At 27.6% G+C, this 15,335-nt stretch carries 12 protein-coding genes and 1 riboswitch; of the genes, 2 read left to right on the forward strand and 10 right to left on the reverse strand.

The window, feature by feature from the left end; all coding sequences use genetic code 11:
* Nucleotides 1–4: 4 nt before the first annotated feature.
* From Q0K19_RS02020 to Q0K19_RS02035, 4 genes are all read right to left on the reverse strand, one after another.
* Nucleotides 5–1,693, reverse strand: a complete 1,689-nt coding sequence (locus tag Q0K19_RS02020; protein WP_297244963.1) for a NuoF family protein — start codon at nucleotides 1,691–1,693, stop codon at nucleotides 5–7.
* Nucleotides 1,694–1,711: 18 nt separating this feature from the next.
* A complete protein-coding gene (locus Q0K19_RS02025) occupies nucleotides 1,712–2,206 on the reverse strand; it encodes an NAD(P)H-dependent oxidoreductase subunit E (protein ID WP_297244964.1) in 495 nt (164 codons plus the stop codon).
* Between the two features lie 221 nt (nucleotides 2,207–2,427).
* A complete protein-coding gene (locus Q0K19_RS02030; protein ID WP_297244965.1) occupies nucleotides 2,428–3,312 on the reverse strand; it encodes a DUF4261 domain-containing protein in 885 nt (294 codons plus the stop codon).
* 177 nt (nucleotides 3,313–3,489) lie between these two features.
* On the reverse strand, nucleotides 3,490–4,593 hold the full coding sequence (locus tag Q0K19_RS02035) for a hypothetical protein (RefSeq protein ID WP_297244966.1): 1,104 nt from the start codon (nucleotides 4,591–4,593) through the stop codon (nucleotides 3,490–3,492).
* 375 nt (nucleotides 4,594–4,968) lie between these two features.
* On the opposite strand from Q0K19_RS02035, the gene purH reads away from it, so the two are divergent.
* Both purH and Q0K19_RS02045 read left to right on the forward strand, forming a co-directional pair.
* A complete protein-coding gene (gene purH / locus Q0K19_RS02040; RefSeq protein ID WP_297244967.1) occupies nucleotides 4,969–6,498 on the forward strand; it encodes a bifunctional phosphoribosylaminoimidazolecarboxamide formyltransferase/IMP cyclohydrolase in 1,530 nt (509 codons plus the stop codon).
* 334 nt (nucleotides 6,499–6,832) lie between these two features.
* Entirely contained in the window at nucleotides 6,833–9,085 is a 2,253-nt protein-coding gene (locus Q0K19_RS02045) for a BspA family leucine-rich repeat surface protein (protein ID WP_297244968.1), read from the forward strand.
* A gap of 111 nt (nucleotides 9,086–9,196) precedes the next feature.
* Here the strand turns inward: Q0K19_RS02045 and Q0K19_RS02050 are convergent, their stop codons facing one another.
* The 6 genes from Q0K19_RS02050 to celB all read right to left on the reverse strand — a co-directional run bounded on the left by Q0K19_RS02050 (nucleotide 9,197) and on the right by celB (nucleotide 15,327).
* A complete protein-coding gene (locus Q0K19_RS02050; RefSeq protein ID WP_297244969.1) occupies nucleotides 9,197–9,607 on the reverse strand; it encodes a rhodanese-like domain-containing protein in 411 nt (136 codons plus the stop codon).
* 88 nt (nucleotides 9,608–9,695) lie between these two features.
* On the reverse strand, nucleotides 9,696–10,355 hold the full coding sequence (tenA, locus tag Q0K19_RS02055; protein ID WP_297244970.1) for a thiaminase II: 660 nt from the start codon (nucleotides 10,353–10,355) through the stop codon (nucleotides 9,696–9,698).
* A gap of 78 nt (nucleotides 10,356–10,433) precedes the next feature.
* Nucleotides 10,434–12,041, reverse strand: coding sequence for a peptide ABC transporter substrate-binding protein (locus tag Q0K19_RS02060; protein WP_297244971.1), 1,608 nt, complete (start codon nucleotides 12,039–12,041; stop codon nucleotides 10,434–10,436).
* A 166-nt stretch (nucleotides 12,042–12,207) separates the two neighbouring features.
* Nucleotides 12,208–12,328, reverse strand: a riboswitch (TPP riboswitch).
* A gap of 186 nt (nucleotides 12,329–12,514) precedes the next feature.
* Nucleotides 12,515–12,841, reverse strand: coding sequence for a PTS lactose/cellobiose transporter subunit IIA (locus tag Q0K19_RS02065; RefSeq protein ID WP_297244972.1), 327 nt, complete (start codon nucleotides 12,839–12,841; stop codon nucleotides 12,515–12,517).
* A gap of 21 nt (nucleotides 12,842–12,862) precedes the next feature.
* Entirely contained in the window at nucleotides 12,863–13,945 is a 1,083-nt protein-coding gene (locus Q0K19_RS02070; RefSeq protein ID WP_297244973.1) for a MupG family TIM beta-alpha barrel fold protein, read from the reverse strand.
* 56 nt (nucleotides 13,946–14,001) lie between these two features.
* Nucleotides 14,002–15,327, reverse strand: coding sequence for a PTS cellobiose transporter subunit IIC (celB, locus tag Q0K19_RS02075; protein WP_297244974.1), 1,326 nt, complete (start codon nucleotides 15,325–15,327; stop codon nucleotides 14,002–14,004).
* Between the last annotated feature and the right edge of the window lie 8 nt (nucleotides 15,328–15,335).

Genomic DNA, 15,335 nt, shown 5'->3' on the forward strand with positions numbered 1-15,335 from the left:
CCTTTTAATTTTTCTTTGGAACAGGAGGAGTAAATATTCCAGCTTTGTACTCTTCCTCAAAATGCTTTAATGTAGACATTACAGGGTTAGCAGCTGTAGAACCTAAAGCACATAATGAAGCATTTTTCATAGTTAAAGCAATATCTTTTAATTTTTGTATATCATCTTCTTTAGCTCTTCTCTTAGTGAATTTTTCTAATATTTTAAGCATTTGCATTCCGCCGACTCTGCAAGGTACGCATTTACCGCAGCTTTCATCAACGCAGAAACCAAGATAGAATTTAGCAAAATCAACCATATTGCTGTCTTCATCAATGACAATCATACCGCCTGACCCCATCATAGAACCTAATTGAACTAAATTATCAAAATCTATATGAGTACCAAATAGAGATTCAGGTAATATACCGCCTGAAGGGCCGCCTGTTTGAACGCCTTTTGCGAATTTATCATTAGGTACTCCGCCGCCAATATCAAATACTATTTCTCTAATTGTTGTTCCCATAGGCACTTCTACAAGTCCTGATACATTTACATTACCTGTCAAAGCGAATACCTTAGTACCTTTTGAATTTTCTGTACCAATAGAAGCAAACCAATCGCCTCCATTATTTATGATAGCAGTTACATTTGCAAATGTTTCAACATTATTAATAACTGTAGGATGTTCAAATAAACCTTTTATTGCTGGGAAAGGAGGTCTAGGTCTTGGAGTTCCTCTGTTTCCTTCTATTGAAGCTAAAAGTGCAGTTTCTTCGCCGCATACAAATGCACCGGCACCAAGCCTTATATCCAAATCAAATGAGAAATTACTTCCTAATATGTTATTTCCTAATAGTCCGTATTCATAAGCCTGTTTCAAAGCTATTTTTACTCTGTCAACAGCAAGACCATATTCAGCTCTTATGTATAGATATCCTTTATTTGCTCCTACAGTATATCCTGCTATAGTCATAGCTTCTATTACAGAATGAGGATCTCCCTCTAGTATACTTCTGTCCATATAAGCTCCAGGGTCTCCTTCATCGGCATTACATACTATATATTTTTGATCATCTTTTACTGCTTTTGTGAAGCTCCATTTCTTCCAAGTAGGGAATCCTGCACCTCCTCTTCCTCTAAGTTCTGAAGTTTGCATTTCTTTAATAACATCATCAGGAGTCATCTCAAATAATACTTTAGATAGAGCTTTATAACCATCATTTCCTATATATTCATCTATATTTTCAGGGTCTATAACTCCGCAGTTTTTTAATACTATTCTTCTTTGCTTTTGATAGAAGTTAATTTCTTTAGAGAAATCTCTATGTTCTCTTTGTTCTTTATATAGTATCTTTAATAATAATTCACCTTTCATTATATGCTTTTCTATGATATCCTGAGCATGTTCAGGTCCTACATGAGTGTAAAAAACTCTTCCAGGCATAATCTTAACTACAGGACCCTGACTGCAAAAGCCAAAGCATCCTGTTTTTACAACTAATACATCATCAGAAATACCATTTTTTTCTGCATATTCTCTTAATAATTTTACAATCTCATCACTTTTACCTGATTCACAAGCTGTTCCGCCGCATACAAGTATATGAAATTTATGAGATGTTGATGATTCTCTGCCTTTCCTTAAACCTATCTCTCTTTCTTTATTAATTCTGTATTCTTCTAGTTTTTTTCTATCTAATTTTTCTGCCATTTTTTACTCCATTACTCTTTATTTAGCTTCTTCATCTTTAATAAATTTTGATATATCATCAACTACTACTCTTCCTGAAACTTCATCATTAAAAGTTATTACAGGTGCTAAGCCGCAGCAGCCTATACATCTTACCTCTTCCAACTTATATTTTCTATCAGCCGAATATTTTTGATCGCCTTTTAGATTTAATTTTCTTTTTATTTCTTCTACTAATTGTCCGCCGCCTTTTAAATAGCAGGCAGTACCCATACAAACGCCTATATTATTTTCAGCAGGCGGTTCCAATGTGAAATAGTTATAAAATGTAAGAATTTCATAAATTCTAGCAAGCGGTATATTTATCTCTTCTGATACGTATTTTGCAACATTTCTAGGAACATAACCATAATGTTTTTGAATTCCATGACAAATCATAATAAGATTTCCTTCAGAATCTTTCCACTTCTCAACTAGTGATTTAATTTCATCAGCAATCTCCTCCTGTGTTAATAGAGAAACATCTTCACTCATTATATACCTCCATTGATACAATAAAATTAAAATTACACTTATTATAGTATAGGAAAAAATATATTTGAATTCAACAAAAATATCATATTTATGTGAATTTTTATATACATATTTTTAGTATATCTATTTCATAATACTACTATTGGGTATTTTATTGGTTTTGTATATCCTAAATTTGTTCTTATTTAGAGCAATAAGTATTTGTTTTTTAAGTATTTTTATTAATTTTGTCTTTTTCCTGAAGCATATTCAAGCATATTAATATCTAAAATTTCTCTATGAGGTTTTAGAAGAGATTTTTCATACTGACATTTCCATTGTACATTTTCAAATATGCTCTGTATAGTATCGCCGCTTTTTATAATATCGCCTTTATCAAATATGTAGGCTGCTATATTCAAGGCATGAGATATAACATCATTTGCATTTAAACCATGGAAATGGTATTGTATATCTGGAAGTCCTATAGCGTACATTCCCAAAGTATCTACTATAATATCATTAGAATCCTGAACATTGAAAAGCCTTATATTTACTCCTGAAAGCATAAATCTGAAATCTTTAGGGTAGGTATTATTTAATATTTGCTCTGGTAGAAGAAGCTTACCGCTTTGTTCATTATATACTGCTATACAATTATCAAAAAGCTGTAATGATGTATAAAGCCAATTATTAAGCAGAGTTGTTCTATCTTTATAATCAAGTCCAGCTGCTAGAAAATCACTAAGCATTATTTCATAATTACAGTTTTTTATAACTTCTTTAGGCTCTTTTATATCCCACATTTGACTATAATAATAATCGCTTATTGAAGTATAATCAAATTCCATAGCACTAGGCATCAAAATTTGTGCTGGTACTTCCTTTTCATCTTTATATTTTACTTTTAAATCATTTATTGCTATGCTGTAAATGCCATTATCTGATGATATAACTTCTATATCATTATAATATTTTCTTATTTTCTGTTTAATCAATTCTATATTAGGCAGCTCTGGTTTTTCTTCAAATAAAAGTTTGTAAAAATATACATGTGAGAAATTAGCCTCATCATGATTTACTATTTTATGATTAGTATTTGGATTAACTTCTTTTTTATCTTTCATATTTTAAAAACTCCTATAAAGATAAATATTACTATATTTTTTAATAAAAGCAATTTATTATTATATAAGTTTATATCTTTTAATACTATTAAACATTAAAAATTAAAAATGATAAAATAATAGCGATAATCTAGAGTATAATCTATTTTATCGCTATTAATAATAAAAAATAATTAATTACTGTTTTACTGGAACTAAGTATGTAAAGTCAAACTGCAAACTTTGATCATATCTTATTCCTATTTCATTTTTTTCATTTAAGAATAAGCCATTAACTAAAGAAAGTCCCAATACTATACCATTATCAAATACGAAATCTTTCTTTAAATTAAGTCCGAAATAGAAAGGTACTCTATAGAAAGGATCACCTTCAACGCTTATAAATTTATGATTTTTATTTATATACCAGCCTGAAACAAATATTATAGGTTCTATTTCAAACCAAGTCATAACAGGTATTGTACCTCTTAAGAAAATTCCATGTCCGAATACTCCAGGCTCATTATCTCTATCAGGAAGATTATAAGAAGCCATATAAAGTATAGATAAATAATAACTATTAATACCTATAGCACCAACATAATTTTCTGTAATCGCAGGAGAACCTGGTACAAATGGATATTCATGTCCTCCATTATGCCAATAGTGTACAGCTACATAAGGTGTTGCTATATCATGTGCAAAATCCATAGAATAAATGAAGCCTACATCGAATCTTTCTCTATGTTTAGCATTATGCTGTATTTGCCAATTCATATATACTTCTCCCTTTCCACCTTTAAACCATTCAAAGGAAGCTCCATATTCATAGTATCCATGTGTAAAAGGTTCATTATATTTATATTCTTCTGGACCTTTGGCTATTAATGTATTATCTGGTGTAGATCTTACAACTGGGGTCATATCCATTAAAGGATCTCTTATAGGTGAAGGTAAATTATGTCCGCCTGTCATAGTACCTATTCTAAGAGAAATATATTCATTTGATAATTGTGTTGTAACTACAGGAAATACTCTTATTCCTTGAGGAAATTCAAATGTGAATGGGAAAAATACTGAAGCTCCTACTCTCAAAGTGATAAGATCATTGAATTTTATATCAAAAGCTCCTTCGGTAAAATTTTCAAAGTATGTTAATGTTGTTCTTGTATCCTGCCATAGTAGATTCTCGCCGTTATATGCATAAGAACTTGTAAATAATCTGAAATCTACTTTTACATCAGCGTATACGTTTGATATTAATGCTATAAAAATAAAACAAAAAGAAAAGAAATGTTTCATAAACTAACCCTTATTTTTAATGAATATTATATTTAAATGAATTATATAATATGAAAGTTCATTATAACATAGTTAACATAAAATTACAATTATGATAACTATATACAAATTGCTTACGTAGAGAAGATTTGGGGCGGGTGGGCGGGGTTCAGTGTTAATGCTTACGATGAAAATGTTATTTATTAGAAAATTATTTTATAATAAATCTATTGTCTAAACAAAATTTAATAAATTCATGCATATTTGAAATATTTTTTACTTTTAATAGTTTTCAGTAAATTATGATAATATAAAAAATAACAAATTAATTACTCTTTACAATAACAAGTTTTATATTATAATTGATTCATTATTTTGATTAATGGGAGTTTTATAATGATTAAAAGAGCATTAATATCTGTATTCTATAAAGACGGAATATTAGACTTTGCCAGGTTTTTAACTTCAAAGAATGTGGAAATAGTTTCTACAGGCGGAACTTACAAATATTTGAAAGAAAATAATATACCTGTGATAGAGGTTGCTGAAGTTACAGGAGCTAAAGAAATGCTTGACGGAAGAGTAAAAACTTTAGATCCAAAAATACACGGAGCAATTCTAGCTATAAGAGATAATCCTACTCATATGGAAACTATTAAAGAGAGAGGAATAACTCCTATAGATATGGTGATAGTGAATCTTTATCCTTTTTTTGAAAAAGTACAAGACGATAATTTGAAATTTGAAGAGAAGATAGAGTTTATTGATATAGGCGGTCCTACTATGCTTCGTTCTGCTGCTAAATCTTTTAAAGATGTTGTTGTTATAAGCGATGTTAAAGATTATGATTTAGTAAAAAACGAAATGGAAAAAGGCGAAGTTAGTTTTGAAACAAAAAAATATTTAGCTTCTAAAGTATTTAATTTAACTTCTGCTTATGATGCTGCGGTTTCAGAGTTTATGTTTAATTCATTAGAAAGTAAGGAAGGCAAAAAACTTAATTATTTGAATATGTCTTATGCATTACAGGAAGAATTAAGATACGGAGAGAATCCTCATCAGGGAGCAAGTTACTATATATCAACTATAGATAAAGGTTCTATGAAAGGTTTTGAACAGTTAAACGGAAAAGAACTTTCATTTAATAATATCAGAGATATGGATATAGCTTTAAAAATAGTGTTAGAGTTTGATGAGTCTAAAAAAGAATATGCTTGTTCTGCTATAAAACATTCTACTCCTTGCGGTGCTGCTTTGGGTTCTAATGTATTAGAGGCTTATAATAGAACTTATGAATGCGATCCTACTTCTATATTCGGAGGAATAGTGGCTTTCAATAGTACAGTAGATGAAGCAACTGCAAAAGAACTTATAAAAATATTCTTGGAAATTGTTATTGCTAAAGACTTTACTCCTGAAGCTTTGGAAGTATTAAAAAGCAAAAAGAATTTAAGAGTTATAAAATACAAAACTAATACTAATGATAAAATCAATCTTGTTAAAGTTGACGGCGGATTACTTGTACAAGATGAAGATAATACTTTAATAGAAGATTATAAAGTTGTAACAGAGAAAAAACCTACTGAAGAAGAAATGAAGAATTTAATATTCGGAATGAAGGTTGTAAAATATGCTAAATCAAATGCTATAGTAGTAATAAAAGACTTTATGGCTAAAGGTATAGGAAGCGGACAAACTAACAGAATATGGGCTTGCGAAGATGCTTTAGAGAGAGCAGGCGATGGGGTAGTTATGGCATCAGATGCTTTCTTCCCATTCAGAGATGTAGTGGACGCCTGTGCTAAATACAATATTAAAGCTATAATTCAGCCCGGCGGATCTATGAGAGATCAGGAATCAATAGATGCTTGTAATGAACATGGAATTGCTATGATATTTACTGGAATAAGACATTTTAAACATTAATTATTTTTATAATTGATAATAAAATAAAAGTGAAGTTAATTTTTTATTAGCTTCACTTTTTTAGTATATACCTAAACAACTATATTTTGTCAATTTTGAGTTATTTACGAATGTAATTTTTATTTATTAATAGCATAAAATATTATTAAGTTTTCTTTAAAATATAAGATAAAAACTACATTTTGACTAAAAATGCAGTCTTTTTGGTTCTTTTGGTCACAAAAAGAACTGGGGGGGGGGGGGGGGGCTAGTCCCCACAAATAACCTAAAGTTAAAATTGTATTTTTTGACAAACTCTAAAATTTTTAGTATATAATATTTTTAAGGATTTACTATGCATAAAAAGTTCAAACCAAATAATACAAAAGAATTAAAATTATTAGTTGATGATGAAAGCATTGATTTGAATGATATTGATACAAGCCTTATCACTAATATGACAGATTTATTTAAATGTTCTCATAGAAAAAATTATGATGGTATTGAAAATTGGGATACTTCAAATGTAGAAAATATGCATGGTTTATTTTCATTTAATGCTTATTTTAATAATGATATAAGTAAATGGAATGTTTCAAAAGTTAAGATTATGTCAGAGATGTTTCATTTTGCTTTATGTTTTAATAAGCCTTTGAATGATTGGAATGTATCTAATGTTGAAAGTATGAATATGATGTTTCAGTCGGCCAAAGAATTTAATCAAAGTTTGGACAAATGGAACGTTTCTAAAGTAAAAAATATGAGAGGAATGTTTGCCGATGCATTGAAATTTGATGGTGATATTAATAATTGGAATGTAAGCTATGTAGAAGCAATGGATAATATGTTTAATGGGGCATTGGAATTTAATAAGCCTTTAAATAAATGGAATGTTTCTAAAGTAGAGAGTATGAATAAAATGTTTGCAAATACTAATAAATTTGATCAGGATTTAGATTCTTGGGATATTAAAAATCTTTATTCAATGACTTCTATGTTTGAAAATTCATTTATGTGTAAGAATGATAAAATTTCATTGAAATTTAAAATTTACTCATACTGTTTAGAAAATAATAATGAAGATGATTTATCAGATCTTTTAAAAAATAATGATATTAAACAAATATATTATAGTATTAATACAAGCAACAATAAAAAAATAATGCTTTTTCGTAAAAAGTTAGAAAATGATTATTATAATGAATTAAAAGAAACTTCTAATGATTTTAAAACTATAGAAGAAGCAGAAAATTATATAGAAAATAATTATAGTAAAAAAGATGAAAAGAAAGTTAAGTTTATAGATGATTTAAATATCGAAGAAGTATTAACTAAAGATAAAACAAAAACAGTTAATATCAAAGTTATAAAATATATATACTTATCTTATTTGGCATTAAAGAGAGATGTTTTTAAAATAGTATTAATAGATAATATTATAAATTTATTTGATATGGAATCTTTTATAAAAGCTTTAAAACAAATATATATATCTTCAAAAAAAGAAACTTCAGCTATAATTTATGGAATATATGGAGGAGATGAAGCAGTAAAGGAAATATATGAAGAAGAAAAATATTCTAAACTTTTACTTATAATATTATCATTTCATAAAGAAAGTGATTATGCTATGAATCTATTATGCAATGTATTTAGATATAATGAAAGAGATGATATACAGAAAATGGCAGATGATATATTGCATGAAGCTGCTTTAATGAGAAATTTGACTGAAGATGAGATAGTATTTAAACTTATACCCAATTTCGGATTTGATAAAAACAGTGATAAAATTATAGAAGATAATAAATATAAATTAATTATTAATAATAATGAGGCAGAGCTTTTTGATATAGAAAAAAATAAAATATTAAAATCATATCCAAAAAATATGTCATCTGATTTGAAAGAAAAAATTAAATATCTTAAAAAAGAAATTTCATTTACTATAAAAAATCAGAATTTTAATTTAATCAAACTTTTAATGAGCGGTAAAAAATATAATTACAGATTTTTTAAAGAAATTTTTATTGATAATGTTTTAATGAATAAATTTGCTATTAACTTAATTTGGAATATGCATATTGAAAATAAAGTTTATACTTTCAGATATTCTGGATACGGAAGCTATAGCAATGAAAATGATGAAAGTATTATTATTGATGAAAACAGTTATATAAGTTTGGCAAGCCCTTTTGAAATGGAAAAAGAAACTATATCAAAATGGAAAGATCAGCTCAATGATTATGATTTGTATCAGCCAATAATGCAGTTTAGCACCATTAATATAGATGATTTAAATGAAACTCTTAATAAATTAAAAGTGATAGAAACAAATTACGGACTTTTAAAAAGATTCGTTCATAAATATGAAATGAAAACTCATTTTCTTAATACCAATACAATTAATAAATATTCTTTTTATAATTCTATGAGTAAAGAGTATTTTTGTATTGATACTAATATATCATATTATGCTTTAAGTGATGATAAAGTTATTATTAAACCTTATTTTACTGCATATAATAATTCAGAAGTTAGTGAAAGATTTATTTATACTTGGCTTATATTTTTTATATGGGAATTAAATTTACATGACATATTTTAAAGCACATACTAAAAAATTATAAAAAGTTTGGTATAATTTTTTAGTATGTAAACTTATAAAATAAGAGTTAGAAGCAATCATATACAATTTTTAACTTTATTTTATATAAAGTTATTCTAAATATGATGAAAGCTGAAAATATCCTGCATGAGTAAGATTATTGATATTTGTAAAGCCTAATTTATACATACGCATACAAGCTGTACCGGAACGGCTTCCGCTTGCACAATAAACTATATACTCTTTGTTTTTATCTAATTTTGACATTTTCTCATTGAATTTAGAATCATCTAAAGGAATATTGACACTGTTTTTTATGTATCCGCTTTGCTGAACTTCCATATAACTTCTTACATCTATTAAGCCTATATCTTTATTATTTTTATAAATAGAAACAGCATCATTTACATTTATGTTTTTAAATTTACCTTTGCTTCTTATATTAAAGATGATTTTTCTTAAGGCACTTAATATTATAAAAGTTAATATAAGACCTATTATCAAAGTTAAAGTATTATTCATTTTGTAAATACCCCCTGTATGTATAAAATATTATAACATACAGAGAAGTAAATTGCAATTAATTTATTTAAACTTATAAAAATAAATTTTATACATTATGGAAATCATCTAAATTATAAGCATCATTCCAAAATCTATATTCCCATATAAATGCTATATCAAAAACAGCTGCCATTTTTTCTTTTACAGCATCAGAGGCATTATCATATAAATTATCAAGTATTTTAATCATATATTCGGTTGCTTTAGAGAACTCTTCATCAGCATAAGTATCAATCCATTTTTTATAGGGGTTATTTTCAACTTCTGCATTTGCTTTTATGTATTTACCCAATTCATTATATATCCAAAAACAAGGAAGTATAGATGCAGCAGCAGTTTCAAAAGCTTCAGTATGAGCAGTATTAATAAGAAAGCTTGTATATCCTAAATTAGCGGTTGTTATTTTATTTGTATTTTCAAATTTAAAAGTATCTCTAAAATATTTATGCACAATTTCTTCTTCTACTATATAAGAGTTTATAGATGATTTTAAAAATACTAATGCATAATCAACATTGTGTATTTTTGAAGAAATTATAGCTAAAGCTTTAGAATAATATTTCAAATATAAACTATCTTGTTCTATATAGTATGCAAATTTTTTCTTGTCTAAACTTCCATTCATAAGTTCTTTATTAAAATTTGTATTTATTATTTTATTGTACAAGTCTTGATTTCTTTTCCACACTATTTCTGAAAATTTCATTTTATTCTCCTCTCATCATTATGAAATATTTATTATTAAATGTTAATATTTTATCATTTAAATATTATTTTTTAAATATCATTCTTCTAAATAAGCATAATTAAATTTATATCTTCCCAAAGGCTCGTCAATATAATTTTTTAATTTAGGATTCACTATTAAAAAATCTGTTCTATATATAAATGGTATAATAGGAACTTCATCAAAAAGTATTGCCTCAGCTTCTTTTAAAGCTTCCATTCTTTTTTGTGCATTTGTGGCAGTAGCGGCAAACTCTATCAAAGAATCATATCTTGCATTTGAAAAGCCTCCGTAATTTATATCACTGTAGCTGGTCATAATTTGAAGCATTGTAAGCGGATCATTATAATCACCTGTCCAGCTTGTTCTAGCCATTTGATAATTTCCGGACTCTCTGAAAGGCAAAGTAATTTTGGATTCTTCTGTTCTAACTATTACGTCAATATTGAGAGTATTTTTCCACATCTGTTGAATAGCTTCCAAAACTGTAGTATAAAAACCAGATGAAACTTTTACCTCAAGCATAGGAAAATTTTCTCCGTTTGGGTATCCTGCTTCAGCTAATAATCTTTTTGCTTCTTCTACATTATTACTATAATTATTTGCTATTATATAATTGCTGCTTTCTTCTCTGAAAGATTTTTCAAGTCCTTTTACTACAGGAGGAACGAAGGCTTCAGCTGGTATTAATTTGCCGTATCCTATATTTGATACTATATAATTTCTATCTATAGCAAGTGATAATGCTTTTCTTACTCTTTTATCTGATAATGCTTTATCTTTATTGTTTAAATCCAAATAATAAACTCCTATAATATCGCTTACAGCCATTAAGTTTTCTTTTATCAAATTTTCTATCTCACCAATAGGAGGTGCATTTATAGAAAAATCAACATCTCCTGTTCTTACAGCATTAAGTGATATATATTCATCAGCAATTAAAACAAAATTAATTTTTTTAGCCACTTGATTGGTATAATTCCAATAATTAGTATTTATTTCAAAAGCAAGAAGTTCATCAGGCTTTCTTTCTACCATTTTGTATGCACCGTTTCCAATATAAGTTTCAGGATTCCAAGTCCAATCATCACCGTATTTTTCTATTATATCTTTTCTTACTGGCATATAAACTCCTCCGGAAGCTAATATATCAGTAAAGTATAGGGTAGGTGCTTCAAGTTCTATTGTGAGAGTATTTTCATCTATAGCATTTACTCCAAGATTTTCTACTAGCTGTTTTCCTCTTATTATATCTTTAGCATTTTTTATATATTCCATTAAATAGCTTAAAGGTGATGCTGTTTTCGGATCAACTGATCTTCTATAGGAATATACAAAATCATCGGCTGTAACTTTTTTTCCGTCGCTCCATTTTGCATCATCTCTTAAATGAAATGTATATGTAAGGCTGTCATCGCTTATTTCCCATTTATCAGCAACGCCTCCTACAATGTTTCCGTTTATATCTTTATTTAGCAGTCCCTCGAATGCATGATTAATATAAATATATCCATAAGTTTCATCATTCAAAGCGGGGTCTATAGTATTAAGTTCATAGCCCAAATTCACAGTGATTTCATCTTTGATATTTTTTGTTTGTTTTTTACATGATATAAAAAATACAAATAAAATTAATAGAATAATAAATTTTTGTTTTGAAGTCATAAAAAGCTCCTTAAATTATTAAATATAAAAGCGAGATTTTTATAACGCCGTTTGTCTTGTTTTATTGAATTGTATTTTAGTCTTGTTTATTTATTTTATATAATATAATTTAATAAAACAAGACCAACTTTAGAAAAGGTCTCATTTTATTAAATGTATAAAGAAAATAATAAAAGAGATAATTCCCTACGCTGGCATTACCCAAACAGGTTATAAGGGTCGAAGTTTAATAATAAAAAATTATGTAAACTTCCTCTCAGCCTTTTCAAGCTCCCCGATTGTGAGAAATGATATAATATTTTTATTTTTATATCAAGAACTTGACTATGTAATTTTTTAAAAAGTTATATTATTGAAATTATATTGATATGAAAATTTAAATATTTTTTAATTGCATAAAATATAATGATAAAAATAAGCAAATGGGTATTAAATAAATAATACCCATTTTTAATTAGTTTGAGAATAAAAATTTATTTATGGTTCATTTTCAATATGTCAATAATCTCATTTATTAAATTTTTTTCACTTATAGCAGTCATTAAATGATCCTGAGCATGTATAAAAAGTAAGTTTATTACAAAACTTTCACCATTAGCTTCTTTTGATATCAAATCGGTTTGGTATTGATGAGACTCTAGTAATAATTTATCAGCTTCCTGCATTTTTTTATCGGATTCTTCAAATTTATTTTCTTTAGCAAGTCTTAAAGCCTCATAAGCTAAACTTTTACTCTCTCCAGCTAATGCTATAATAGGAAATACATTTTCTTCCATAAATGTTTCATAATCTTGTGTCATAAGTAATAAACTCCATAAAAATTATTCTCTTATAATAAATCTTTTAGCCGGACTTATATAATCGAGCAGAAATAAATATTCATCTTTAATTTTTCCTACTATATTAGTTCTTCCGGTGTTTTTTAAATCTTTCAAAGCTATTTGCATTTCTCCGGTATAACTTCCGTATTCTGATGAATCTATTAATATATCGCCTCTTTTTATATCAGAAACTGCATTAAATATTTTGAAATTATGTCCCTTATATTTTGCTCTTGTATCTGAAGATCTTATAACATCAGCAGAAGCATCTAATCTGTTTTGATGAAGCATATCCAATACTATACTCTTTTCTTCTTTAGGAATCGAATCAACTAATTCTGCTTTAAAAGTTATTAATCTCTTATCCATATTATATAATGTTTTCAAAGTATTTTCATCTGCATAACAGTTAGCAATAAATACACAATCAACACCAAGAGCAAATAATTCCATAGCCTGTACATCTATAGGCATATTTCTATGTTCTTCTAATGTGCAAATGCCATCGCTTACAGGCCAAGGTCCGAAAGCAGCTTCTTTGGCATTAACAAATGCTGATGAACTTATAGAATATTTTTTAAAACGTTTCATACTGCTTTTGAAAAGTGTTCTGTCAAGTCCTGTGTATGCATGAGGATAGAAATTATAACAGCCTATTAAATTATCAGTATTAGGATAATATTTCATTATATTATCAAGATAATTTGTATCATTGCTCATATTTAATTCTATTTTTAAATCGTATTCATTGTATGTCATTAAACTTTCTTCATTACCTGTAAAGCCTAAATCTAATCTTACAGCCCAAGCTCCCAATTTATGAAAAAAGTCAAGATTTTTATAATCTATATCCAAATGTTTGAATACAGCCGGAGATATATCCAAAGTAGTTCTTATGCCTTTTTCTTTAGCATAATTTATAATAGCTGAGAATTCATTTATTATTTCATCTTTGGATCTATCAACTGAAAGCAGACACATAAAACATCTAGTAAATCCATATTTAGAAGCCAAATCTATATATGATTTATTATCTTCCATTTTTGAGTGAAAGGGGTAAATAGATATTCCTAACTCTTTCATCTATAATATTCTCCTGTTTTTTTATGTTATTATTATTTTGCAATCATTTATTAATTTTATTCGTTATCTGGTAAAGTTTTAGCATAAGCATTGATGAAAGGAGTATATATCAAGTATGATAAGAATACTAAACATAAACTCAAAATCATAGCAGGAACACTCAAATTAGTAGATAAGAAAGCTCCCAATGGACCAGGAGTTGTCCAAGGTACTAAAGAAACAATTTTTCCAACGATACCTATTTTTAAAACTGTATAAGCTATTATAGCATTAATTATTGGTACACCTATAAAAGGTATAAATAGTATAGGGTTCATAACAACAGGAGTACCGAACATAATAGGTTCATTTATATTGAATAATCCCGGTATAACTGAAAGTCTTCCTATAGATTTAAGATGTGAGTTTTTACTTAATGCCATAGCTATTGCTAAACCTAATGTAGCACCTGCTCCTCCTATATATACATAAACATTGAAGAACTCTCCTGCTACTACTTTTGGTAAAGCTTCTCCTGCCTGTAAAGCTGCTTGATTCAAAGCTAAATTTGATAATGTTATTGTAGTAATTACAGCATTAACAACATTAGCACCATGTATACCTACAAACCATAATATATGTATAACTAAAAGAAGTATTATTACAGATGGCAAACTATCTGATATTGACAATAAAGGAGAGATTATTTTCATTATCAAGTTAGGTACAAGTATCATCATTTTTTTCTGTATTATTATATTTATTATTTGGAATAATACGCCTACAACGGCTATAGGTATAATTATTTCAAATGATTTTGCTATTGCAGGAGGTACAGAATCAGGAAGTTTTATAGTCATTTTTTTGCTTACTAAGAATCTGTAAATTTCTATAGATATTATACCGCCTATTATAGCAGAGAATATTCCTTTAGCATCTAAAAATCTAGCATCTAATACATTTATATTGCTTCCGGCTTCTACTAAGAATATGCTTGCAAAATCTTCAGCAACAGATAAAGCATTTACTTTAGCAGCTATTAGGAAAAATGCAAATAAAGATAAGAATCCTCCTGTAACACTGCTTAAATTATAAGAACCAGCCAAAGAATATCCTATACCATAAGCAACGAATACTGACAATATACCCATACTTACATTGAATATTTGAATGAAATCGCCTGTAAAAGTTCTTGAGAAATTGTCATACCAACCCATATACAAGAAATTGCTTTTATCTGTGAAAGGTAAGTTAAATATTAAAAGTACAAAAGATCCAACTATTAAAAAAGGCATAGTATATATAAATGCATCTTTAATAGCATTCAAGTATCTGTTACTAGCTAATTTAGCTGCCACTGGTGTTATTTTATTTTCTATAAAATTAATAATTTTATCGTTCATATTTTATC

It is taken from the genome of uncultured Brachyspira sp. (genome assembly GCF_944393015.1).
Lineage (GTDB): Bacteria > Spirochaetota > Brachyspiria > Brachyspirales > Brachyspiraceae > Brachyspira.

What these genes read in the sequence shown, in the direction of transcription:
- Q0K19_RS02025 (WP_297244964.1), bottom strand. Translation starts at nt 2,206, where the DNA reads ATGAGTGAAGATGTTTCTCTATTAACACAGGAGGAGATTGCTGATGAA.
- Q0K19_RS02035 (WP_297244966.1), bottom strand. Translation starts at nt 4,593, where the DNA reads ATGAAACATTTCTTTTCTTTTTGTTTTATTTTTATAGCATTAATATCA.
- Q0K19_RS02050 (WP_297244969.1), bottom strand. Translation starts at nt 9,607, where the DNA reads ATGAATAATACTTTAACTTTGATAATAGGTCTTATATTAACTTTTATA.
- Q0K19_RS02030 (WP_297244965.1), bottom strand. Translation starts at nt 3,312, where the DNA reads ATGAAAGATAAAAAAGAAGTTAATCCAAATACTAATCATAAAATAGTA.
- celB (WP_297244974.1), bottom strand. Translation starts at nt 15,327, where the DNA reads ATGAACGATAAAATTATTAATTTTATAGAAAATAAAATAACACCAGTG.
- Q0K19_RS02070 (WP_297244973.1), bottom strand. Translation starts at nt 13,945, where the DNA reads ATGAAAGAGTTAGGAATATCTATTTACCCCTTTCACTCAAAAATGGAA.
- Q0K19_RS02045 (WP_297244968.1), top strand. Translation starts at nt 6,833, where the DNA reads ATGCATAAAAAGTTCAAACCAAATAATACAAAAGAATTAAAATTATTA.
- tenA (WP_297244970.1), bottom strand. Translation starts at nt 10,355, where the DNA reads ATGAAATTTTCAGAAATAGTGTGGAAAAGAAATCAAGACTTGTACAAT.
- Q0K19_RS02020 (WP_297244963.1), bottom strand. Translation starts at nt 1,693, where the DNA reads ATGGCAGAAAAATTAGATAGAAAAAAACTAGAAGAATACAGAATTAAT.
- purH (WP_297244967.1), top strand. Translation starts at nt 4,969, where the DNA reads ATGATTAAAAGAGCATTAATATCTGTATTCTATAAAGACGGAATATTA.
- Q0K19_RS02065 (WP_297244972.1), bottom strand. Translation starts at nt 12,841, where the DNA reads ATGACACAAGATTATGAAACATTTATGGAAGAAAATGTATTTCCTATT.
- Q0K19_RS02060 (WP_297244971.1), bottom strand. Translation starts at nt 12,041, where the DNA reads ATGACTTCAAAACAAAAATTTATTATTCTATTAATTTTATTTGTATTT.